At 63.2% G+C, this 22,537-nt stretch carries 12 protein-coding genes; 7 read left to right on the forward strand and 5 right to left on the reverse strand.

Annotation, left to right across the window (positions count from 1 at the left end; translation table 11 throughout):
- The first annotated feature begins 168 nt into the window (after positions 1-168).
- From AC1D08_RS13680 to AC1D08_RS13700, 5 genes are all read left to right on the forward strand, one after another.
- Positions 169-15,219: a hypothetical protein gene (locus tag AC1D08_RS13680; protein WP_477423384.1), complete on the forward strand. Its 15,051-nt coding sequence runs from the start codon at positions 169-171 to the stop codon at positions 15,217-15,219.
- Positions 15,220-15,469: 250 nt separating this feature from the next.
- Positions 15,470-15,970 (forward strand): phage tail protein, encoded by a 501-nt coding sequence (locus tag AC1D08_RS13685; RefSeq protein WP_457150723.1) that lies wholly within the window; start codon positions 15,470-15,472, stop codon positions 15,968-15,970.
- A gap of 12 nt (positions 15,971-15,982) precedes the next feature.
- A complete protein-coding gene (locus AC1D08_RS13690; RefSeq protein ID WP_477423386.1) occupies positions 15,983-16,486 on the forward strand; it encodes a phage tail protein in 504 nt (167 codons plus the stop codon).
- A gap of 12 nt (positions 16,487-16,498) precedes the next feature.
- Positions 16,499-17,017, forward strand: a complete 519-nt coding sequence (locus AC1D08_RS13695; RefSeq protein WP_457154616.1) for a phage tail protein — start codon at positions 16,499-16,501, stop codon at positions 17,015-17,017.
- 7 nt (positions 17,018-17,024) lie between these two features.
- Entirely contained in the window at positions 17,025-17,543 is a 519-nt protein-coding gene (locus AC1D08_RS13700; RefSeq protein WP_457154617.1) for a GNAT family N-acetyltransferase, read from the forward strand.
- Positions 17,544-17,851: 308 nt separating this feature from the next.
- Here the strand turns inward: AC1D08_RS13700 and AC1D08_RS13705 are convergent, their stop codons facing one another.
- On the reverse strand, positions 17,852-18,430 hold the full coding sequence (locus AC1D08_RS13705) for a 2OG-Fe(II) oxygenase (protein WP_457154618.1): 579 nt from the start codon (positions 18,428-18,430) through the stop codon (positions 17,852-17,854).
- 46 nt (positions 18,431-18,476) lie between these two features.
- A complete protein-coding gene (locus AC1D08_RS13710) occupies positions 18,477-18,752 on the reverse strand; it encodes a DUF6916 family protein (RefSeq protein WP_457154619.1) in 276 nt (91 codons plus the stop codon).
- Positions 18,753-19,032: 280 nt separating this feature from the next.
- On the opposite strand from AC1D08_RS13710, the gene AC1D08_RS13715 reads away from it, so the two are divergent.
- Positions 19,033-19,821 carry a SapC family protein gene (locus AC1D08_RS13715; RefSeq protein WP_457154620.1) on the forward strand — a complete coding sequence of 263 codons (789 nt, stop codon included), beginning with the start codon at positions 19,033-19,035 and terminating at the stop codon, positions 19,819-19,821.
- A gap of 28 nt (positions 19,822-19,849) precedes the next feature.
- Entirely contained in the window at positions 19,850-19,978 is a 129-nt protein-coding gene (locus AC1D08_RS13720) for a hypothetical protein (RefSeq protein ID WP_477392557.1), read from the forward strand.
- Positions 19,979-20,047: 69 nt separating this feature from the next.
- Here AC1D08_RS13720 and AC1D08_RS13725 read toward each other — a convergent pair whose 3' ends face one another.
- From AC1D08_RS13725 to AC1D08_RS13735, 3 genes are all read right to left on the reverse strand, one after another.
- Positions 20,048-20,389 carry a hypothetical protein gene (locus tag AC1D08_RS13725; RefSeq protein WP_457155367.1) on the reverse strand — a complete coding sequence of 114 codons (342 nt, stop codon included), beginning with the start codon at positions 20,387-20,389 and terminating at the stop codon, positions 20,048-20,050.
- Positions 20,390-20,515: 126 nt separating this feature from the next.
- Positions 20,516-21,112, reverse strand: coding sequence for a hypothetical protein (locus AC1D08_RS13730; protein ID WP_457155366.1), 597 nt, complete (start codon positions 21,110-21,112; stop codon positions 20,516-20,518).
- A 27-nt stretch (positions 21,113-21,139) separates the two neighbouring features.
- The gene (locus AC1D08_RS13735; protein ID WP_477423389.1) at positions 21,140-22,471 is read right to left on the reverse strand and encodes a gluzincin family metallopeptidase; all 1,332 of its coding nucleotides are present in this window, start codon (positions 22,469-22,471) and stop codon (positions 21,140-21,142) included.
- Between the last annotated feature and the right edge of the window lie 66 nt (positions 22,472-22,537).

The following is a 22,537-nucleotide window of genomic DNA, read 5'->3' on the forward strand; positions in this document are numbered from 1 at the left end:
TGACCTTTCGGACACACGAAAGAAAATTGGAGGAAACCTCTAGAAATCGAAGGAGCCGAGACTCGCTATACAATACAATCTGCGTAAGACTTGAACACGCGGGACGTGCAGTCCCAGAAGGACTCGCCTGGGATGGGAACTACCGAGAAATCTCGGCAAGTTGGTGAGATGGCGGCGCGTGGGGAGGACTTCCGCGTGCGCGCCGGCTATCGCCGTTCGCAAATTGCCAGGCATCTGTGGAAGACGACGGCGCTTACGACGCTGGCGCTTGGCCTTTCAGGCATGTCGGCCTATGCCGACCCGAACGGGTTGTGGCAGCCGCAGGTGCGCGCCATCGTCGGCGCTGACAACAATGGCGGCAACGCCGCGCTCGAAGGCTTCATTCCGCTGAAGCAGACGGCCGAATCGGTGCTGTTCCTGGATGTCCGGGCCAAGCACGATTTTAAGGACGGTTTCGGCCAGGATGTCGGCCTCGGCGTCCGCCGCATCGTCAATCCGGACCTGATGATCGGCGGCTACGCCTATCTCAACGTCGAGAACTTCAACAGCAACCAGTTCACCGCCGCGACGCTCGGCGCCGAGGCGATCACGCCGCATTTCGACGCGCATGTGAACGTCTATCTGCCGATCAAGGGCGACTACAAAGACCGCTCCACCGACTCGACCCTGTCGATGGTCGGAAACCAGCTGCTCGAGCAGATATCGGTGATTGATCATCGCCAATACGCGGCCTGGGGCATCGAGGGCGAGGTCGGCGCACAGGTGCCGATCAACCTGCCCGACAAGCATTCGCTGCGGCTGGATATCGGCGGCTATCACTTCGAGGATCCGCACGGCGACGACCACAGCGTCACCGGCGCCAAGGCCGGGTTCGAGTATACGATCGGCGATGTCTTCGGCAGCAACACCTCGCTGGTGTTGGCCGGCGAGGTCCGCAACGACAATCGCGACGACACCCAGTTCGCCGGCAGCGTCCGGCTGAACATCCCGTTCAATCCCGGCCACGGCTCTGACAATGCCGACAATGGGGCCGACAGCGGGCCGGAGCCGGTCTATCCGGTCAGCGAAGGCCTGCGCAAACGCGTCAACGAGCGCGTGCGCGGCGATATCGGCGTCAGGATCCAGTCGCAGGACGTGAACGGCGGCACGACGACGCGCCTCGCCATCAATGCCGCCACGGGCGCTGCTTTCGGCAAGTTCTTCTTCGCCGACGGCGGTAACTCGCTCGGCCTCGGCACCATTGGCGATCCAACGACGCTGGACGATGCGGTGACCAAGGCCGGCAACGGCTTCGTCGTGGCGCTTGGCGGCAGCGGCAATATCACCACCGGCGGCGTGACGCTGACCAATGGCCAGACCGTCATCGGCGGTGGCAGCAGCGTCACCGCCCTGCTTTTCGGCGGCGGCACCAGCAGCTTCAACCTGGGCGGCAGCAACGGCACGATCCAGGGCACCAATCCGGCCAACAACGTCATTACGCTGGGCAATGGCAACACGCTGAACGGCATCACCATCACCGGCGGCGCCAACGGCATCTTCGGCAACAACATCTCCGGCGCCACGCTGACCAATGTCACGGTGACCGGGGCCGGTAGCAATGGCGCCGACTTCACGGGCACCTCGACCGGCATCAAGGGCTCGGACTTCACCGCTGAGAACAACGGCCTCGACGGCCTGCACATCGAGGGCGACGGCACCTACAATTTCACCGGCACGACGCTGCTGCAAGGCAATGGCGACGACGGTCTCGATGCGACCGGCAAGGGCACCTATACATTCGCGACGCTCAATGCGAAGGACAATGCCGACCGCGGCATTACCGTGCAGGGCACCGCGACATCAGGCAGCTTCACCACCACCGGCGGCACCGTGTCGGGCAATGGCGGCACCGCCGTCTTCATCGACCCGATCACCGCGCATGTGGTGCTGGATTCGATCACTCAGTCCGGCGGCACGTCGGGCGTGGTGCTCGATCAGGTCTCGGGCAGCTTCACCGTCAACGGCGCGACGACGATCTCGAACACAACCGGACCGGCGATCGCCATTTCGAATTCGCCGGCGGCGATCCGCTTCGGCGACGTTGCCATCTCGGCCCCCGGCGGCGACGGCATTTCGTTTGCCGGCGTCAATGCAGCGGTGGTCGCCGGCAACATCGTCATTTCCGGCCTCGGCGTCGGCACCGGCCTCGACTTCTCCGGCAGCCGTACGAATTTCACCGCACTGTCGCTCAACGTCACCGGCACCGGTGCTGCTGGGTCGATCGGCATCGATCTCTCGTCGCCGACCTCGGGCGGCGCAACGATCGCCATCACCAATGGCGGTACGATCGCCGGGGTCGACACCGGCGTGCGCTTCGGCATTGCCGGCTCGCCGGCTAATTCGGCCAATGCCGAGTTCAGCTTCGGCGGCGGTTCCATTGCCGGCATCACCGCTTCGCTCGACGCGCGTGGCCTCAACCAGACGCTCGGCCACTATGCGTTCGGCTCGACCACGTTCAGCGGCCCGCAACTGTTCGACGTCCAGAATCTGATCTTTGTCGGCGCTTCCGCGACCGGCTCGGGCAACGGCTCCTCGCTGCTGGACCTGGCCACGATCGCGACGGCCGATGCCAACACCGACGCGGATGCGATCTTCGTGCTGGTCAATCGCGGCACGGCCATCGACGATGTCAACGGCTTCTCGCTCAGCGCCGGGCAGACGCTGGCTTCGTTCGGCAACGGGCGGACCTTCTCGCTCGGCGGTATCCCGGTCAACATTACCGGCGACAACATCACACACACAGGCGTCGTCTCGGATGCAGGGGGTGCTGCGACGCTGACCGATTCCGGCAGCGGCGATGTCGTCACCCTGGCCAACAACAGCTCGCTGCGCGATTTCAACATCGCCGGCGGCAGCGCCAACGGTGTCCACGGCAGCAACGTCAGCAATGTCACGATTTCGGGCCTGAATGTTTCGGGCGCCGCTCTCGATGGTCTGCTGTTCGATGGCGTCAACAGCGTCACCGCCAACAATTTGAGCTCGACCGGCAATACGAGCGACGGCCTGCAGATCGACGGCAGCGGCCCGCCGATCGACGGCGCCGGAGCCTACAATTTCACCGGCACGACGACACTCTCGAACAACACCGGCCACGGCCTGTTCGTCGTCGGCGGAGGAACCTATGGTTTCGAGACGCTCGACGCGAAGGACAATGGCGGCGATGGCGTCTTCGTCAATTCGATCGGCGCCGCAAAGCTGACGATCACTGGCGGCACGATTTCGGGCAACGGCCTGGCAGGCTTCACAGTCCAAAGTCTCGGGCTTGCCAACAGCACCCAGCTCGATGTCACACTGGACGCGCTGAGCCAGTCCGGCGGACAGGGTGGAGTCGGCCTGTTCCACACCTCCGGCAATTTCTCCGTTACCGGCGCGACGACGGTCTCCAACGCCCTTTTCGACGGCATTACCATCTGGGACAGCTCCACCACGGTTGGTTTCGGTGGCGCGGTCACCATCACCAATCCATCCCGCGACGGCATCTCGCTCAAAAATGATACCGGCGCCGTCACGTTCGGCCAGGTGACGATCAACCAGGCTGGTGTGAACGGCATCCTGCTCAGCGGCAATTCCGGCGCTGTAACGTTCGGCGATGTGAGCATCAGCCAGCCGACCCAGAACGGCATCGACGTTTCGGGCACCAACGGCACGATCGGCTTCGGCAACATCGACATCACCGGCCTGCCCACCGGCCGGACCGGGCTCGACCTGTCGGGCAGCCAGTCGACCTTCACCGCCACCTCGCTCGACATCGCCGGCGCCGGCAGTTCGACCGGCATCGATCTTTCCGGCACCACCGGCGGCTCGGTGACGATCGGCACCGGCACCATTTCAGCCGGCACCGGCGTGCAAATGGGCACGCATGGCGCGGCTGGAGCCACCGCCGACACGACCTTCTCGTTCGGCGGCGGATCGATCACCGGCACGACGGCTTCGCTCGACATGCGCGGCCTGAACCCGGGCAGCGGCACTTATGCCTTCCATGACACGGTGCTGAACGGGCCGCAGCTGTTCGACGCCGCCAATGTCATCTATGTCGGCGCCACCAGCACCGGCCCCCTCGGCGATGGCTCCAGCGCCAGCAATTTGATCAATGCCGCCGCCGCCGATGATCTGACCACCAGCGCCAGCACGATCTTCGTGCTGGTCAAGACGGCGGCTGTCCAGACCACCGACACCGACGCCGATGGCTTCACGCTGGCCAACGGCCAGTCGATCGTTTCCTTCGCCAATGGCGGTACCGTCACCCTGGGTGGCCCACCCGCCAATGTCACCGGCACCCATGTCGTTACCGGCGCGACGCAGGCCGATCCATTCGGCTTCGGCGGGGCGACGCTCAACAACGCCGCCAACAGCACCATCGACCTCGCCAACGGCAACCTCGTCAAGAACCTCAGCGTCAGCAACGGCATAGGCGTTGCCATCGATGGAACTGGGGTCAACGGCCTGAACGTCGGTGGCGTGACGATCGCGGGTGCCGCCACCGGTCTCGTCCTCGACGGCGCGTCGGGCACCGTTACAATCAACAATCTGCACATCCAGGCCCCAGGCCAGACCGGCATCGTGCTCGCCAATTCGGCCGCAAGCGTCAACTTCACCGGCAACACGACAATTACCGGCAGCAGCGTCAACGCCGTGCTGGCCAACAATTTCGACGGCACAGCAAGCTTCAACGATCTCGACATCACCGGCGGCAGCGGCTCGGGTGTCGCGGTCCTCAATGGTTCGAGCGGAACCTTTACCTTCGGCGCGGCGAGCTCGATCAGCACCACTTCAGGCACCGCCGTCAACATCGATGCGTCCGCGCCGAACCTGACCTACAACGGCACGATCAACCAGACCGGCGCGGCAAGCGCGGTGAAGATCAACGCGATGACCGGCGGTAGCGCCAGCTTCACCGGCAAGATCACCGCCAGCACCGGCGCCGCCAACGCGATCGACCTGAGCGGCAACACCGGCGGGAAGATAAACTTCACCGGCGGGCTCGACCTGACCACCGACGGCGGTTACGGCTTCAGCGCCATCAATGGCGGTACGCTGACGGTGACCGGCGCCAGCAATACCGTGGCGACCGGCGCCGGGCCGGATGAGAAGGGGATTCTCATCGGCGGTACCGGAATGACCATCGGCGCGGCTGGTGTGAACTTCGCAAGCGTCACCGTGGATGGCTCGGGCGGTATCGTTTCCAGCGGTATCGTCATAGCAAACACCAGCGGCGGCAATGTCACCTTCGGCGCCGTCGACATCAGCCGCGTCAATGGCGATGCCATCCGTTTGACCAATGTCGCCAGCGGCATCTACACGTTCAACGGCACGACGAGCATCGCGACAGTTGTCGGCAACGGCCCCGGCTTCGTGGTGCAGGGCAGCGGCGCGACCGTCAATGTCGGCAACCTGGTGACGACGCTGGTTTCGGGCGCCGACGTCAGCCTGACCAACAACACCGGCACGATCGGCATCGGCGGCACCATCACCAATTCCGGCAGCGGCGATGGCGTCGTCGTTTCCGGCGGCAGCGCAGCGATCACGGTTTCGGCCGGCATATCCAGTTCGGCAAGCGCACCAGGCACGGCGGTCAAGATCGACGGCACCACCGGCGGCTCGGTGACCTTCAGCGGCAGCGTCACGTCGACCGGCACGGGCAATCTGTTTGCCATCGGCACCACGACGGCGCCGACCAACAGCGCGATCAGCTTCACCGGTTCGGCGCTGACGGCGACCGGCGGCGGCGGGGCCGTGATTGGCGGGCTTGGCGCCGGCGCGAGCTTCAGCGCTACAACTCCGCTCTCCGTCACCAATTCAACCGGAACCGGGCTTGCCGTTTCGAATGTCGCCGGTACGGCGATGTTCGGCGCGGTCACGGCCAGTGGCAGCGCGACGGGCATCAGCCTGTCGGGCAATTCGGGTACCGTCACCTTCGGCGCCACCAACGTCACCAATGTTGGCCTGAACCAGAGCGGCGTCAGCGTTGCCGGCACCAATTCGGGCACGCTGTCCTTCGCCAGCCTCGGCATCGCCATGACCGGCAATGGCGCGACCGGCATCACCTTCGCCAATGCCGTGGTCAACGGCACCATCACCGCGCGCGATTTCGACCTGACCAGCGCGAGTTCGACCGGCACGACGGCGGTCAACCTCACCAACACCACCGGCACCGGCACGATCCAGCTCGGCGATCCCGGCGCGCCGGCCAACACCACCGCTTCCGCCATCGGCGGCCCCGGCGCTGGCCCCGGCATCGGCTTCCAGTTCAGCAACACGACCGCGGTCAACTTCATCTATGGCGACGGCGAGGGTGCCGCCGACAAGCTGTCGACGGTCAAGGCGGTCGACATCCTGAATTCAACCGGCGGCTTCCCGGCCGGCGGCACCTACAATTTCAAGGATGTCAACGGCGCCACCGGCGGCTTCATCGGCGATATCTCCGAAGCGCAGGGCTCCACCATCTATTATGTCGACCCGAACGGCACCGGCGATGGCACCGCCGACAATCCAGGCTCGATCGCCGGCGCCGAAGCGTCAGGCGCCAAGATCATTGCGCTGATCGACAGGTCGCAGAACGGCACCAGCAATTTGATCAACATGATGCTGGCGCAGCAGAATGGCGGCGGCAACAACACACTGAATCTCGCCGACGGCCAGATCCTGATCGGCCTCAAGGCCGGCGACTCCATCGACACCGCGCCCTATGGCGGTGTCGGCGGCACGCTCGGCGGCAACTTCAAGTTCAGCAACATCAATTCGTCGAGCATCATCGATGCGCCTGCCGGCGTCGACACCGTGCTGCCGACGCTGACGACGGCGAGTGGCAACACGGTCGATTTCACCGGCCGCGCCAGCATCGACAACGTCATCATCAGCAACACCGGCACCGGCATTGGCGTGCATGGCACCGCCATCACCGAGTTTGTGCTCAACCGGGCGACGATCGCCGGTGGCGACGGTGGCGCACTGTCGATCGTCGACGGGGCCGCCAACAGCGAGGTTGCGCTGTCGAACCTCACCCTCTCGGCCACGGGCGGCAACATCGCTTCGGTCGACGGCACGGCTGGCGCCGGCACCATGAAGGTCAGCGCCTTCTCCGACATCACGCTTCTCGGCAACAAGGGCGAAGTCGGCGGCTTCCTGTTGACGACCGCCATTTTCGACGCCAATGCGGCCACCCCCGCCATCGACCAGGTCGATGGCGGCGCCTTTGTCGCCGGCACCACGGCGAACCGCGTCGGCGGCTATGGCCTGTTGCTGGTCGGTGTGGCTGGCGACATCAAATTCGACACGACCAATGTCGCGGTCAAGACGGCGACCAGCACAACGTTCCCCGGTGCGAGCGCCATCGGTGTCGTCGCGAGCGGTGCGGTGGGAGGCGGTAACAACATCGACCTCGGCACGGCCACTTTCAATATCGACGGTACCGGCGCCAGCGCCGGGCTCAACAGTGCCTTGTGGGCGAGCATCATCCCGGGCAACCGTGTTGGCTTCTCGGGCGTGGTCACTGTCAACACCGTCGAGGCGGCCGGCCTGGTGTCCGATCTCGGCGGCACGCTGTTCTTCGGCGCGGCCGGCAACACGGTGACGACCACCGGCCTGCCGGCGATCTCGTTCAGCAACGGCACAAGGGTCGAAAACGGTTCCGGCGGCTCGGCGCAGTTCGGCGCCATCAATTCGAGCGGCGGCGGCCAGAACGGTATATTGCTGTCCGACCTCGCCGCGTCGCCGACGCTTCTGTTCAACGGCCCGGTGACGATCGGCGGCACGACGTCCAACGCCATCCAGATCCAGAATACCACCCTCGCCGCGGCGTCGGTGACCTTCGCCGGCGCGGTCTCCATCACCAACGCCACCGGCGGCGGCGTCGAGTGGCAGCGCCTGGCCGGCAGCACCGACACGCTGACCTTCTCGGGCGGCCTCGCCATCCAGAACAGCGGCGGCGTCGGCTTCTCTGCCGACCATGGCGCGGTGGCGCTGTCCGGCACAAACACGGTTTCCACCACCAACGGCACCGGCGTCAGCATCAGCAACGCGACCGTCAGCGGCGGTTTCACCTCGGTCAGCGCCAGCTTCGCCGCCGGCAACGGCATCAATTTGCAGAACCTGACCGGCTCGCTCAATCTCGGCACCGGCACGCTGACCAACACCGGTGCGGGCGCGGCCTTCAACGTCGGCTCGGCCACCAATGCGAGCGGCGGCAATGCGGTCATCTCCTATGGCGGCACCATCGCCAGCAACGGGTCCGGTGCGGCGGTTTCGATCCGGGAACTCACCGGCGGCTCGGTGACGCTGTCGGGCAACCTGACCGACGGCAACGCCACGGCCGGCGGCAACATCGTCGTGGCCAACATCGACAACGGCACGGCGGCAACCGTCACCTTCTCCGGCGCCAGCAAGCAGATCAGCTCTGGCACGACCGATGCCGTCAGCCTCGGCATCCTCGGCGCGTTCCCGGCGGGTACTCCGGCCCCCAACACCAACGGCACGATCAATTTCACCAATGGCGGTCTCGACATAACGACGACAGGCGGGGCGGGCTTCGTCGCGTTCGGCAGCAGCGTCAGCGTAACTGGCACCAACAACACCATCGCTTCCGGCGGTGACGGGCTGGTGGTGGGCTTTGCCAATGTCGGCAGTGGCGGCATCGCCTTCGACAGTATTTCGTCGGTCGCCACCGCTGCCGGTGGCGGCGTGTTGCTGAACACCGTCGACCTCGCCGGCAATGTGAACATCGGCGGCCTGACCAATACGGGTGTCATCGGCGTCACCGTGTCCGGCGTGACGACCGGCTCCGGGAAGTCCGTCAACTTCACCGGAACGACCAACATCGACGTCGACACTTCCGGCTTCCAGTTCAGTGGCCAGGTTGCAACGGTCAACATCGCCAATGTCGCCGGGTCCAGCCTGACCATCGACGGCGGCACGCGCGGCATTGATTTCAACGGCGTGATGGGCGGCACCGTCAACATCGGCGGCAATGGCGGTACCGCCAGCATCGGCGCGACGACAAGCACCAGCGGCTTTGCCATCGCTGTCGGCGGCAATACCGGTGGCACGCTGAACTACAACGGCTCGGTCAAGGTCAATGCGGGCAGCGTGGTGAGCGCCGGCGGTGGCGACCTCGCCACCCTCAACCTCAGCGGTTCGGTGCTTTCGACCACGGCGTCGACGGCCTTCGTCTTCAGCGGCAACGCCGACGGCGTTTACAACATTTCGAGCACCATAAATCACACAGGCGGCACCGGTGTCCTGGTCGATGGTTCGTCGGAAGGCACGATCACCTTCTCCGGGGCGACGAAGACCTTCAACACCGGCGCCAACGACGCTGTCGTCAAGCAGCCCAGCATCGGCCCGGGACAGGGCACGGCAACGCTCGCCTTCACCGGCGGCGGCCTCGGCATCACCACCACCAGCGGCACCGGCTTCACCGCCAGCACCTTCGGCGCCGGCACGGTCACCGTCAACGGCAGCAACAACACCATCACCACGACGACCGGCACCGCCCTCAAGCTCGACAACGCGACGGTCGGCGCGGGCAGCGTCAACTTCAGCTCCATCTCCACCAATGGCGCCGCCACCGGCGTCTCGCTCAACAATGTCGGCGGCGGCGGCATCATCCTCGGCACGGTCAACCTGCAAGGCATCACCTCGCGTGGCTTCGATGTCGCAGGCACGCTCGGCTCGGCGCTGAGCATCACCAGCCTCAACATCGGGCTCGGTGGCGCAAACGCCATCGGCCTCGATCTCAACGGCGCGATCATCAGCACCGGCATCAACGCCGGCGATTTCGATGTCGCCGGCGGCGGCTTTGCCGGCACGCTCGGCATCGACATGGCCGGGACCACGGGCGCGGCCACCATCCAGCTCGGCGACACCGTCAACCCCGGCGGCACCCAGACGTCGACCATCACCAATGTCGCGCAGGGCATCCAGTTCTCCAGCACGACCAATGCAACGCTGGTGTTCGGTGACGGCGCGGGACCGGCCGAATCGCTGATCTCGACCACCGGCGGCCAGGTCATCCACGCCACCGACACCTTGCCGCTCAGCGGCAATTACGATTTCGACGACGTCACGTTCGTCGGCGACATCTCGAACCTGTCGGCGATCAGCGTCTACTACATCGACGCCGCCGGCGAGATTTCGGGCACCGGTGACGGCAGCTTCCTCAATCCGGGCAGCGTCGCCCAGGCGGAGGCTTCCAGCGCCAATGTCTTCGTGCTGATCGACAAGACCGTCGACACGAACCAGGCGACCATCAACATCGGCAACAGTTCGCTCGACCTCAAGGACGGGCAAGCGGTGATCTCGTTCATGTCCGGCGATGCGGACATCGACGTGGGGCCGCTCGGCGTTGGCGGCGGCCTTGGCGCGCCGTCCTCCTTCCACTTCACCACCATCCAGGCTTCGACGGTAGTCACGAACCCCGGCGGCCTCGACAATTCACACCCGATCCTGGCCAGCAGCGGCGCGGCCGCGACGATCAACCTGCCATTCAGCGGCACAGGCGTCATCACCGCCGGGGTCCAGAACGTCACGGCCATCAACAGCGGCAGCGGCGCCGGCATTTTCGTCAATGCTACGCTTGCTTCCAATTTCGTGCTCAAGAACAACACCATCACCGCCGGCGGCAACGCACTCGACTTCTCGACGAGCGGCGCGGCGACAGCCGACAAGCTTATCCTCTCGATCGACGGCAACACGCTCAGGTCGACCGCGTCCGGACTGGCGGCGTCCTTCGTCGGCCAGAACATCAATGCGACGGACAATTCGATCGCGATCAGGTCGTTTGCCGGCAACAAAGTGACCGGCGGCGCCGGCAGCGGCGGCATCGTGTTCAACAATGTCCGCTTCGATTCCAACGGCGCCGGCGGCACCGTCAGTGCCGGCACGCTCGGCATGGGCACTCCCGGCACGCGCATCCAGGGCAATGGCCTCAGCTTCACCAACACCAGCGGCACCTTTGATCTGGGCACGCTCAGCCTCGCCAACACTGGGGGCACCGGTGTCATCGCCAACACCAAGACCACTGCCTTCACGCTGAACAGCAGCGCCGGCGTGGTCACCACCATCAACGGCGCGGCCTTCGATCTCGATCCGCTGACCGTCAACATGACGTTGTCCAGCGTCAGCGCCGTCGTCAACGGCGTCGCTAGCGGCATCACCTTCGACGGCGTTGCCGGCACCTTCACCGTCACCGGCGCGACAAGCGTTTCCAACACGACGGGCTTCGGCATCGATGCCATCAACACCAACACCGGCACCTTCAATTTCAACACAGTGACGGTGAACAACACCTCGACAACCGGCGGCGGCATCCACGTTGCATCCGGCACGCTCAATGTCACCGGCCTCGCCAACATCGACACGACCAGCGGCATCGGTCTCTCGCAGGGCGGCGGCACGACCAGCTTCACCGGTGGCCTGACCATCGACACCACCACCGGTACCGGTATCGCCGGCACGGGCGGCACGATGGGCATCACCGCTTCCGCGGCCGCCGAGACCGTGAATGCCACCGGTGGCCAGGCGATCAACCTCTCCGGTGTCGTCGCCACCATCGCGCTGGACTCGACCTCGTCGGCCGGCGGCGTCAACAATGTGAGCCTGACCAGTGTCGGCGGCACCATCGGCCTCGGCTCCGGCGCGCTGAGCGGTGCTTCGGGCGCTTCGTTCAATGTTGTCGGCGGCACGGTCGCTGTCACTTATGGCGGCAACATCACCCAGGCGAACAATGCCGCCCTGGTCAGCGTTTCGGCCGGACACACCGGCGCGCTGACCTTCAACACCGGCACGCTTTCGGCGACCAACGGCACCGGCCTGCAGTTCGCCAATGCGGATGGCACCTACAATTTCAACGGCACAACCACGCTCAATGGCGGCGATGCCGGCGTCGACATCCTCACCGGGTCGAGCGGCACCTTCAGCTTCGGCGCCGGCACTTCGATCACCAGCCCGACCGGAACCGCGTTCAATGTCGACACAAGCTCGGCGAGCGTCACCTACAACGGCAACATCACCCAGGCCAACAACGCCGCGCTGGTCTCGGTCACGGGCCACACCACCGGAACGATCACCTTCCAGACCGGCACGCTGTCGGCGACCAACGGCACCGGCCTGCAGTTCAACAATGCCGACGGCACCTATCTGTTCAACGGCACGACGACGCTGAATGGCGGCGACGCCGGCGTGGACATCCTCACCGGATCGGGCGGTAGTTTCGGCTTTGGCAGCGGCACCTCGATCACCAGCCCGACCGGAACCGCGTTCAACGTCGTCGGCGGCACCGCAGCCGTCACCTACGGCGGCAACATCACCCAGGCGAACAACGCCGCCATGGTCAGCATTTCGGGCGGCCACGCCACCGGCGCGATTACCTTCCAGACCGGCATATTGTCGGCGACCAACGGCACAGGCCTGCAATTCGACAATGCCGACGGCACCTACAATTTCAACGGTACCACGACGCTCAATGGCGGCGATGCCGGCGTCGACATCCTCAACGGCTCGGGCGGCACGTTCAGCTTCTCCAGCGGCACTTCGATCACCAATCCGAGCGGTGTCGGTTTCCTTGTCGCCGGTGGTACATCAACCGTCACCTACAATGGTACGATCAGCAAAACCGCCGCGGCAGGCAAGATCGTCGATATCTCCGGCGTCACCAGCGGCACCATCACGCTGGCCGGCAATCTCACCGCCACGGGCGGCTTCGACAACGGCATCTTTGTCCATGGCAACACCGGCGGCACCTTCAATTTCAGCGGCGGCACCAAGACGCTGACCACCGGCGTCAATACGGCGGTCGACCTGGCGACGAACGCTGGCGCGACGATCAACTTCAGCAATGGCGGGCTGGCGATCAACACCACCTCCGGAACAGGGTTCAATGCCACGGGCGGTGGCACGGTCTCGGTGACCGGCGCCGGCAATTCGATCACGACGACGAGCGGCATCGCCGTCAATCTCGACACGGTCATCGTCGCCGCTGCGGGCGTGAATTTCGCCACGACCACCAAGGGCGCCGGCGGCGGCAGCGCCGTCATCATGGATACGGTCACCGGCACCGGGACGGTCAGTCTCGGCGGCGGCTCGCTGGTCGGCGGCAATGCTGCCGTGATCCGTATCGGCGACGGCGCCGGCGGCGCCAACACCGGCGGCACCGCGGGTCTCACCTATGCCGGCACCATCACCAGCGGCACCGGGCGGGGCCTCGACATCCAGGACCGGGCGCTGACCGCGCAAAACATCACCCTGTCGGGCAACATCAGCCACAGTGTGGGGGGCCAGACCGGCATCTTCCTCGACGGCAATGCCGCCGGCACCATCACCTTCTCCGGCGCGTCGAAGTCGATCAGCTCGGGGACGGCTGCCGGCGTCAGCCTGACCAACAACACCGGCGCGACGGTCGACTTTACCGGCGGCGGCCTGGCCATCAACACCACCAGCGGCATCGGTTTCAACGCCACCGGCGGCGGCACGGTGACGGTGCAGGGCAGCGTCAACACGATAACCTCGACCACGGGCACGGCGCTTAACGTTGCCAACACCACGATCGGCGCGAGCGGCCTCACATTCCGGAGTATCTCGGCCAACGGCGCCGTCAACGGCATCGTGCTCAACAACACCGGCGCCAACGGGCTGACCGTTACCGGCGATGGTGCCACATCAGGCGGCTTCCTCGTGCTCAATGGCACCGGCGGCACGATCCAGAACACCACCGGAGACAGCGTGGTGCTGACCAACGCGTCAAACGTCAATCTGCGCCAGATGAACATCACCAATGCCGGCCTGGACGGTGTGCAGAGCATCGGCGGCGGCAACATCAAACTGTCGGCCGTCAACATCACCAATCCCGGCGCGTCCAACCCGGCGTCCGATGGATCGAGCGGCAATCCGGCAGGCTTTGGCGGCGGCAATGGCTGGTTTGCCCAGAACATCACCGGCGTCAACGCCTTCGACAACAACTCGAAGGTTTCCGGCTGGCAGTCGTCGCAGTCGAACGGCGTCCTTCTCTTCAACACCAACACGAACTTCACCTCGTTCACGGTCGACCATGCGCTGTTCACGACTTCTGCGACCGGCGCGGACGGCTTCCTCGCCAACCTGTTCGGGACGACTTCCGGCACGGTGAACGTGACCAGCAGCGAATTCACCCTGATCGATCAGGACGGCGTGCAGATCAGCAACCAGGGTTCGGGCACCGTCAACGCCATCGTGCAGAAGAACAATTTCCACGACGCGGACAATACAAGCGGCGACGGCAACAACACGCTTTATCTGTCCAATTCCGCCAACGGCATTCTCAACTTCACCATTGGCGGACCGACCGCGGCCGACGGCAACATCTTCCACAATCTGGCGAGGTTGACGACCCTGGCCGGCGTGGTTCAGGTGGACGCGGCCGGTGGCAGCGCCGCGACACCCGATGGCGGGCAGATCAACGGCTCCATCCGCAACAACACCATCAGCAACGACGCCGGCTTCGTGAACGGCCGCCGCGCCATCGACGTCCAGGTCGAGGCGGACTCACACGATCTCGGAAAGCTTGCCGTCGCGATTTCCGACAACACGATCAACAACGTCTCCAAGCAAGGCGTTCACATCTCGGTTGTCTCGGTCGGCGGCGGCAGCGTGAACGATGCCAACTGGACCATCCAGAACAACCACATCGGCGACACCTCGCCAGTCGGAACCGAGGGCAACGTCGACAGCGGTTCGGCCATCGAGTTCGAAACGAATTTCGATACGTTTACGAGCGGTGCAGACATGGTCAACAATCTGTTGATCCAGGGCAACATCGCCGTCAACAACGCCAATAACGCCACCGGCGCAACACTGGATATCACCAACATAGGCGGCACGGTGGCGTCGGGGACGACAGCGGTCCTGAACGCCACGATCCTCAACAATGTGTTTACCAACAACAGCACAACCGGCGGCCACGTTCTGGATGTCCTGAACAGCAGCGCCGGCGACGGCGAAACGCTCAACCTTAACATTTCCGGCAACAACACGACCTTGGGTGCATCGACACTCGGCGAAATCCGACTGCGGCAGCTGAACGGCACGTTCAACATCCAGGGTGGCGTCGGCGCCGTCAGCGGCAACAACAATGGCGATACGGTCTCGCAGACCGGTTCGTTCGGAACCGTCGGTTCCGTCACGCTGCCGAGTTTGCCGACCGGTGGTTTCTGAGGATAGTTCGCCTCCATGCGTCGGCTGTCCCGAGGAACCGAATCGGGACGGCCAGCGCCCTGTCATGATAGGAGCGTTGGCCATTAGGTCACTGGCAGCGCTGTTGTTTTGTGCTGCGCGGCGCCCATGGTTGTTTGCCGGCGAAATTTAATAAAAGGCAAGTTAAACAAATTCTTTTATTTGCCTCTTGCATGACGTTGCGTAAATTAGCAGTATCTGTTTAGTATGGACCAAATGTGAGGGAGCGGCGATGTCGGAACCATTTCTTTCCGAAATCAGAATCATGTCTTTTGTGTTCGCGCCCAAGGGCTGGGCGCTTTGCAATGGGCAGTTGCTGCCCATCAACCAGAACCAGGCGCTGTTTTCGCTGCTGGGAACGACGTTCGGCGGTGACGGCCGCGTGAATTTCGCGCTGCCCAACTATCAGGGACGTACGCCGATCCACGTCGGCAGCGGTCACACGCTCGGCGAGCGCGGCGGCGAGCCGGCCCATACGCTATCGATCTCGGAATTGCCCACGCACACGCACATGATCAATGCCAATAGCAATCCCGGAGGGGTCGCCAATCCGAATGGCGCGATTCTCACAAAAGCTCCTGCCAACACCTACGGCACAGCCACTCAGCTGGTGGCCATGGCGCCGGCTTCGGTCTCGAATACCGGTGGCAGCCAGGCGCATATCAACATGCAGCCGTTTCTGACGCTGAGTTTCTGCATTGCCCTGCAGGGCATCTTTCCGTCGCCGAATTGAGGGAGCGCAACCATGGGACAACCCTATGTAGGCGAAATTCGTATATTTGCCGGTAATTTCGCGCCGGCCGGCTGGATGTTCTGCAGCGGGCAACTTCTGCCGATCTCGGAGTACGAGACGCTGTTCCAACTGATCGGCACGAGCTATGGCGGCGACGGTCAGAGCACGTTCGCACTGCCGGATCTGCAAGGTCGCCTTCCGATCCATCAGGGCAACGGCTTCATCCTGGCCGAGACCGGCGGCGTCGAAACGGTCACGCTGACAGTCGCCCAGATTCCGGCGCATTCGCATCCGCCGTTGGGGTCCACGGCGACGGCAACGTCGCAGCTGCCGACCAGTTCGGTGTTGGCCAACACGCAGGCTCAGACCTACTACAATCTGGCTGACAACGCGTCACCCATGGCGGCCAATGCCATCTCGAGCACGGGCGGCAGCCAGCCGCATGACAATTTCCAACCCTACCTTTGTGTCAATTTCATCATCTCGCTGTTCGGGATATTCCCCTCGCAGACTTAAAGAGGTCCGTCCATGGCCAACCCGTTCGTCGCCGAAATCCGCATCTTTCCGTTCAATTTCGCGCCCAATGGCTGGGCGTGGTGCGACGGGCAATTGCTGCCGCTGTCGCAGAACACCGCTTTGTTCTCACTGCTCGGCACCACCTATGGCGGCAACGGCAAGAGCAATTTTGCCTTGCCGGACCTCCAGGGCAACGCGCCGATGCATCCGGGGCAAGGCCCCGGCCTGTCGTTGCATGACCTTGGTGAAACTGGCGGTTCCGAGACCGTGACGCTGCTTGAGAGCGAGATGCCGTCTCATGCGCACACCATGCTGGGCGCTGAAGACGATGGCTCCTTCAAGACGCCCCAAGGCAACTTCGTGGCGGCGGGCAACCAGATGTACCTGGGCTCAAATCCAGCCGTTAATGTCCAACTGGCGCCGGAAGCGCTCGCGCCTGCCGGTGGCGGACAGCCGCACAACAATTTGCAACCCTATCTCACCTGCTATTTCTGCATCGCGCTGCAGGGCGTGTACCCGTCGCGCCCCTGATTTTGCGATGAACGACTTTCACGTGGCGGCTTCGGCCGGTTGGGCGCGGGCGGCTGGGGCCGGGCTGACGTTTCGTCCAGTGACTGATGCCGATGTGCCGTTCCTGGCACGGGTCTATGGCTCGACCCGTGCCGAGGAACTGGCCGTAACATCCTGGACCGAGGCGCAGAAGACCGCCTTTCTCGACATGCAGTTTCGGGCGCAGCACACACATTACATCAAGCATTATTCGCAAGCCGACTGGCTGGTGGTGATGTCTGGCGCGGCAGACATCGGCCGCCTCTATGTCGAGCGTTGGCAGAACCAGTATTGCATCATCGACATCTCCTTGCTGCCGGCGTTTCGCCGCAAGGGATTCGGCGCGGCGCTGCTCAGCGACCTCATCGACGAAGCAAGTGCCGCCGGCAAGGCGGTGTCGATCCATGTCGAGAAGAACAATCCGGCCAGGCGGCTTTATGCGCGGCTGGGATTCGTCGTCACCGAGGACAAGGGCGTCTACGACCTGATGGAGTGTCCGCCATCCTAAAGCGCGTCGCTTGAAAATCCCGTGTAAACGCGTTGAATAAGGGATCGTTGGTCCGCGCCGCCCCTCATTGTCCTGCCGGACATTTCTCCCCGTATAGGTACGGGGAGAAAGAGGCTGGCCACAACGCTGTCGCTTTTTCTGCAACGCCGGCAGTTGGCGAAACCGTCGATAACAGCGCCCCTCTCCCCGTCACTATACGGAGAGAGGATGCCGGCAGGCAGGCGAGGGGCAGCGCCTACGCCTGAAGCGTGTCCTGAGTTCGGTTCAACGCGACTGCATTCAAGCGGCCGTGACGCCGACGCCGACCGTCACGCCCCGCGATACCACGACACGATGGTGAAACGCTCGTTGCGGGTGACCGGGGTGACTTCGTGCGTTGTTTCCGAACGAAACGCGACGAGGGAGCCTGGCAATGCCGGCATGGCGACGCGCAGGTGCGGACCGCTGTAGGGACCATGCAGGACCAGTGAGCCGCCAGCATAGTTTGCCGGCGAAGGATCGTCCGACTGGTGGTTGAGAAAGATCACCGCCGAGATCCTTCTGAACCGCGACTCGTCGTGGATCAGCGGCGTGTTGCCGTCCTGGTGCGGCACGAAGAAATCGCCTTCCCGATAGTGAAGAAACTGGGGTTTTTCAGCATTGCCAAGCGCGAGGCCGAAATGCCGTTCCAGGGCCGCCTTCTGCCGTGCCAACAGGGCATTCACCAGCGCCTCGGTTGCCGGCGAGACCTCGGCGCGCCTGGTCCTGCGAACCTCAGGCCATGCCGGCTTCTGGTCGTCACGCCCCAACAGGCCGGCCGGACGGCCGCCGGCCGTCAGGATCTCGGCGCACAGCGCGCCGCATCCGGCTTCGTCAAGCACGCCCGCGATCTCGATATGGTCGATCATCTGTCCAGCTGTCCCCACCTTCGGCCGGATCGCCGAAAATCAAAAATCAGTTGAAGACAGCCTCATAGACATAGCCGGGCGCGTCGCCCGAAACCGGGACGATGAAGATGTCGTCGGTGATGGCATCGCTGGTAAGGTGGTAGATGGCCTGCGGCAGCCCGATGTCGCGCGGTCCTTTGAACAAAAGCGTGAAACCGCCGCCGGGACGCGGGCTGGCGGCAATCTGGTGGACCGCGGTCAGCTCGAGGGAAACCATCCTGCCGCCAATCTCGGCAGTGAAAACCGACCCAACCGCCTGTTCGAAATCCGATGCCGACGCCATGCAATTCGCCTCACTCTGCCTGCTGCCGGCGGCACTGTCGCCGCTTCGCTGCAAGCTGTCCAGAGGGTTCCGGCCGGCACCGGCCTCGCGCCAAGTCATTTCGTCGGCACAAACCCCAAAATACAGCACCGACTGTCCTTTTATGCGCGCAGGAGACGCTGTAGTACTTTGTTCCTGCGCGGGATTGTTTCCACACCAAGGTCAGCGCAACAAGAACAGATCCCGGCTTTCGGGGTCTGATGGTCGCGGCCTGATCGGCCTGCGGGAGAAGGGACCGACGATGGCAGATGCGAAGACGGAAGTGGCAAGCGATACGATGCCGTTGTTCTATCAGATGCCGGAGGCGCTCAACCCGGTGCGGCATGGCTCGCTTGGCCTGACGGCGCGCAGCGACTTCGGCTTTGCCCGCTCGGCGCACGCCATTCCGGTGGTGGCCTCGGAGATGCCGGCAGCGATGCGCTCCTACCCGATCGTCTTCATCGGCCCGGCCAAGGCGCCGGTGATCATCACCGGCGTGCGCAAGGACGAGAACCTTTTCGTCGATGCCGACGGCAAGTGGACCGGGCCGCACTACATCCCGGCCTATGTCCGCCGCTATCCCTTCATCCTGGCCGAGGATCCCAAGTCGCCCGGCCGGCTGACGCTGTGCATCGACCGGGCAAGCGACCGCGTCGTCGACCAGTTGTTGGCGCCGTTCCGCGACGAAAAGATCCTGCCGTTCTTCAAGGGCACCGAGCCGACCGAAGCGACCAGGCAGGCGCTCGCCTTCTGCAACCAGTTCCAGCTCGATTTCAACGCCACCCGCGTGATGATCGAAAGGATCGACGCGCACGGCCTGTTCGCGCCGCGCCAGAGCAAGGTGACGCTCGAGGGCGGCGAGGTGCTCAATCTCACCGACTTCCAGGTGATTGATGAGCCGGCTTTCAACAAACTGAGCGACGAGGCATTTCTCGACCTGCGCAAATCAGGCGCGCTTGGCCTGCTCTACTGCCACCTCGCCTCGACCAACAGCTGGACGTCGCTGATCCACCAGGCGTCGCTGCGCAAGGCGGGGCTGCCGGCGGGCTAATTTCTCGCTAGCCCTCATGAGGCTGGCCATGACAAAGCGTAAGCATATGTGCTCGCAGGAAGGACGGAGCGCGCTCATGTCGCGCATACGGAGATCCGACACCAAGCCCGAGGTTGTCGTCCGCATCATGAACCCCGGCAAGATTTTGCCGGCGTGACGGCAGAGCCGCTGATGCCGATGTGACATTGCAGGTAGTCACAACGTACTTTTTTGGAAGTGACTAGCTTTAGGACACAGCGATAGTTCCATCCTCAGGGCCACTTATGACGATTTCCTTCAAGTATGTATTCTTGATTTGGACGTAGTAGTCTCCGATTGAAGCGCCAACTTCTGCGTTAACCTTGAAATTGATCGCTGTCGAATCTTCGATTGTTATATCGTTTAGGTATACCGATATATCAGTCGCGATGTCTAAATATTCCGCATAAATAAATTCAATTACTAAGTATTCCGTGTCTTTAAACCAATCACGATCTGGGTGTACTGTCACGCTGACCGTAACCGGATCTCCGCCTCTTACAGCAGCCCCTTCAGGTGTATCGACACGTACTATATCTACTCTTGCCATGGCCCATCTCCCTTCGGCATCCTCAATTAACGTCGCGTCGAAACGGATTCATGCGACGCGCTTTAAGCCTTTGTTTCTATGCATGTCGTTGTCTCAAAAACCGAGGCCACTTTTGAGCGACATGCATTAGTCGAAATCGCCGCGCCCGTTGCGGTTCATGGCACCACCGGAGCGTCCCATCGCACCACCAGACTTGCCCATCGCGCCGCCTGATCGCCCCATCGCACCGCCGGATCTGCCCATTGCTCCACCCGATCGCCCAAACGAACGCGGGTCCAGCTCTGCACTTAACAGGACATCCTCGAGCGTTCCGGTGTCGAGTTCCAGCCGCATTGTCAGGTCACTCTTGTCGTAGACCCAGACCTGCATTCCGCGCGCGAACGAGCCTATCTGCGATGCCAGTCCGGTATAGGCAGGGTCGCTTGGACCGCGGCTCATGACCTTGAGATCGGTTTCTGTGGGGGCTGGATAATCAACGATAGAGCCAGGCCCGTGGACAAGAAGTATGGTCGGTCGGGCCAGCTCATAGAACTGTGCTTCGAAGGTGAACGCATAAATCCTTGCGAGCAGGCTACCGGAGGCGTCAATCTGGTTCTGCAGGAATCTGTTGTCACCAAGCCTTGGAGGCCGTCCCCCATCGGTCCTCTTCGTAAGCTTCAAATCTTCAAGAACTCGACCGAACAAATGTATGGCCGATGTACTTAGGATGGTTTCAGTTACCATGGATCACCCTCATCTTCTGCATGCCGATCAAAGCTCGGCGCCACTTCTGGACATCCAATATTTCTCGAAATAGCTCATGTCCGGCAGACGCGCCTGGTCCAGTGGAAGAGCGATTCGGCCCTCGTGAAAATGGCTCTTTCGGTTTGGCTTCTTCAGGCGAGGCCCGGCACGGTAGCGAAAAATCCCTCTCCGGTCGAAATCTCGGAAGATGATCCTCGATAGTTCTCCTCCGGTCACACTGTCGTCGACCGCAAGCATCGTTCTCGCCACGTCGCGGTAGTCCAGGAAATCCGGCGCGAGAGCCCACAGCGTCTCGGCGAGGTAGGTACCCACGACATCCCGCGCGTCTAGCAGCGCTTCGACGAAACCTTCCGGATTGCGAGCGAAATCGCGGTCAAAGACTTCCTGCATCGGCAGCTCGGCAGCTGGATCGATCTCGGCGAGGTCGGCAAGATTTTCGGCCTCCGGCGAGATCAGTCCTCGAGCCACCAAGCTCTCGTGAAAGACATCGACCAGAATGTCGAAGACGGCGCCCGTGAGAGGTTGCGACAGTGCATGCTCGTCGGTCCAGCCGTCCGCGAAATCGGCCATCGTCAGTTTGTTGTTGGCCTCGCGTATCTGGCGGTGCGGCGAGAATTCCGAGAAGCGAGAGAGTTGGTTGGCGATGTAGAGATTCCCGCGTGTCTCCGTCAGAACATTTTCGATCACGGAGGGAAAATGCATGGCCGCAATCAACGAAACGCAGTCGGAGAAGGCCTCCTGAAAGCCCAGATATTCGGGGAACTCAGCTCCCGGGTCAGGTATGCCGAGGATGCTGTAGACGAATGCATGGCCAACCTCGTGCGCGATGATATCGAAGTCGAGGCTGAAGGGGAGCGCACGTCCGTCTTGCACGAATTGGCTGCCGAGCTCGAGGAAGCCATAGCCGTATTGGGCGTTATCCCAACCCGGCAGGATGGAGATTTCCAGACGGTCGTAGTGATCGCGGAAATGCCAGGTGAGCGGCTGGCCGATGTAACGCTCCCAAACGTCGAGCGTGAAGCGGACGCAACCGAACGCGTGCGCTGCTTCGAAGCCGGGCGTCGAGGGTTGATAGTGATCGAAATTGCCTTCCTCGTCGGGAACGGCGGGATCGAGGATCGCTCGCGTCCAGGGCGGCAGGGAGATGACGGGCGTGCCCAGCGGGCCGTGGTTGACGCCATAGGGCCGCGTCTTGTCGACCGGCTCGACGACATACATAAGATCATCGGACGGGCCAGGTCCGACGCTGCCTCGCGGCGAAGAAACCGTAATGATCTCAGGGCTTGACGTTGGGTCTTCAAACGGAGGCTGAACGAACAGCCTGAACCGGGTACCCATTCCCCCACCTCTCGGTTATATTAGTAACATAACATAATATCCGTGGAATGGCGAGGGCGTTGGTTT

Source organism: Mesorhizobium sp. P2_E6, assembly GCF_056403835.1.

Excerpts from the sequence above, each read along its gene's own strand:
- AC1D08_RS13680 (WP_477423384.1), top strand. The coding sequence starts at position 169 with ATGGCGGCGCGTGGGGAGGACTTCCGCGTGCGCGCCGGCTATCGCCGT.
- AC1D08_RS13685 (WP_457150723.1), top strand. The coding sequence starts at position 15,470 with ATGTCGGAACCATTTCTTTCCGAAATCAGAATCATGTCTTTTGTGTTC.
- AC1D08_RS13690 (WP_477423386.1), top strand. The coding sequence starts at position 15,983 with ATGGGACAACCCTATGTAGGCGAAATTCGTATATTTGCCGGTAATTTC.
- AC1D08_RS13695 (WP_457154616.1), top strand. The coding sequence starts at position 16,499 with ATGGCCAACCCGTTCGTCGCCGAAATCCGCATCTTTCCGTTCAATTTC.
- AC1D08_RS13700 (WP_457154617.1), top strand. The coding sequence starts at position 17,025 with ATGAACGACTTTCACGTGGCGGCTTCGGCCGGTTGGGCGCGGGCGGCT.
- AC1D08_RS13705 (WP_457154618.1), bottom strand. The coding sequence starts at position 18,430 with ATGATCGACCATATCGAGATCGCGGGCGTGCTTGACGAAGCCGGATGC.
- AC1D08_RS13710 (WP_457154619.1), bottom strand. The coding sequence starts at position 18,752 with ATGGCGTCGGCATCGGATTTCGAACAGGCGGTTGGGTCGGTTTTCACT.
- AC1D08_RS13715 (WP_457154620.1), top strand. The coding sequence starts at position 19,033 with ATGGCAGATGCGAAGACGGAAGTGGCAAGCGATACGATGCCGTTGTTC.
- AC1D08_RS13720 (WP_477392557.1), top strand. The coding sequence starts at position 19,850 with ATGACAAAGCGTAAGCATATGTGCTCGCAGGAAGGACGGAGCGCGCTC.
- AC1D08_RS13725 (WP_457155367.1), bottom strand. The coding sequence starts at position 20,389 with ATGGCAAGAGTAGATATAGTACGTGTCGATACACCTGAAGGGGCTGCT.
- AC1D08_RS13730 (WP_457155366.1), bottom strand. The coding sequence starts at position 21,112 with ATGGTAACTGAAACCATCCTAAGTACATCGGCCATACATTTGTTCGGT.
- AC1D08_RS13735 (WP_477423389.1), bottom strand. The coding sequence starts at position 22,471 with ATGGGTACCCGGTTCAGGCTGTTCGTTCAGCCTCCGTTTGAAGACCCA.